Origin of the sequence: Paenibacillus sp. OT2-17 (assembly GCF_009827695.1) — a bacterium.
GTDB classification, from domain to species: Bacteria; Bacillota; Bacilli; order Paenibacillales; family Paenibacillaceae; genus Paenibacillus; species Paenibacillus polymyxa_B.
In genome coordinates this window covers 1-1,428 of record NZ_WUDQ01000758.1, presented here as the reverse complement: position 1 = coordinate 1,428, position 1,428 = coordinate 1, and the positions used below count along the sequence as shown (strand labels likewise).

Genomic DNA, 1,428 nt, shown 5'->3' with positions numbered 1-1,428 from the left:
GTTTACTCGCCTCAATACTCCATAACTCCATGGTTTGAAATGGGTGAATATCATGCTTTACAAGATATCTTTCAAACATGGTCCGATAACTACAGCTTTCTTCATTCGTAATAAAAAAATGGTTGGTGTTCTCTCGCTTATATTCATCGAAATGGTCTGGACCGTCATTGCTGCACACCAGGACAATGTTCTCCTGGGCCAAAGAAAAATGAATGCATTTTTCCGGATGTATTTCCGGGTAGACCATGAAAGCCACATCTACACGTCCACTGATTAAGTCAACCTGGTTTTGTTCACATGTACCGTTGATAAGGATGAATTTGACATGAGGATATTTCAAAGAGAATTCCCTTATAAATCGGGCTTAATCTAGAAATTGTTAAAGACTCTGGTGCAGCCACCTTTATAGCACCTTTAACCTCCTGGTTGCTTCGTATATTTCTAATCTGGTCATGAGTAGCCAGTAGATCTTCTGCCAGAGGTATTAATTCTCTCCCTAATTGAGTAAGTTTCAAGTGCCTTCTTTCGTAAGTGAAAAGCTCCCCGCCAATCTCTTCTTCAAGCGACTGTATATGGGCAGTGATCGTGGACTGAGTGTATCCCAATTGCGATGCAGCCCCTGTATAACTTCCGATTTCGATAATCGTCTGAAATGTAATAAGGTGTCTAATTTCCATCGATGTTCTCCTTAGGTTTAATTTCTATCGATAAAAATGATAATGATTTTGAATATTTCAATTTTATTAATGAACAGACATCATACAATAGAATCCTTCTGATCGTAAAATAATCTACAAGGGAGGAAACAATGAATGGAACCATTCAAAATTTCAATTCCAGAGCAACAACTGCATGATCTGTCTATGAGACTAAAACAGGTTCGATGGCCTTCGAATTTCTCTGTAGAACCATGGGCTCTGGGGACAGACCGTTCCTTTTTGTAGAGATTAGTTGATTATTGGAGCACGGAATACAACTGGCGTGAACAGGAAGCATGGTTAAACCGTTTCCCGCAGTTTATGGAACATGTGGATGGCTTCGATATACACTTTGTACACGTTCGGGGTGAAGGCACATCCGCACGACCACTGTTGTTGACTCATGGATGGCCAGGATCATTTGTAGAGATGTTAGAACTAATCCCTTATCTAACAACCCCATCACTATATGGTGGACATGCTGAAGAGGCTTTTGACGTGATTATTCCCTCATTGCCAGGCTTTGCATTTTCAAGTAAACCCATACGACCGGGAGTGGGGTCCAAATACGTAGCTACGCTTTGGGCAAAACTTATGGATCGTTTGGATTACGAAAGGTATTTGGTTCAGGGAGGGGATATTGGAGCAGGGGTCTCAACGTGGTTAGCATTCATGTACCCTGAACGGGTGATGGGACTTCATCTCAATTATATTCCAGGAAGCTACAAGC

General features: G+C 41.4%; 1 protein-coding gene and 2 pseudogenes. 2 read left to right on the top strand and 1 reads right to left on the bottom strand.

What is annotated here, in order from left to right:
* Positions 1–677 (bottom strand): annotated as a pseudogene (locus GRP75_RS26855) (LysR family transcriptional regulator); the annotation flags it as partial.
* Positions 678–812: 135 nt separating this feature from the next.
* On the opposite strand from GRP75_RS26855, the pseudogene GRP75_RS30130 reads away from it, so the two are divergent.
* Positions 813–1,070: pseudogene (locus GRP75_RS30130) on the top strand (epoxide hydrolase N-terminal domain-containing protein); the annotation flags it as partial.
* Between the two features lie 57 nt (positions 1,071–1,127).
* Positions 1,128–1,428: alpha/beta fold hydrolase (locus GRP75_RS30125; RefSeq protein WP_237449214.1), on the top strand; the 301-nt coding region annotated here is incomplete at its 3' end.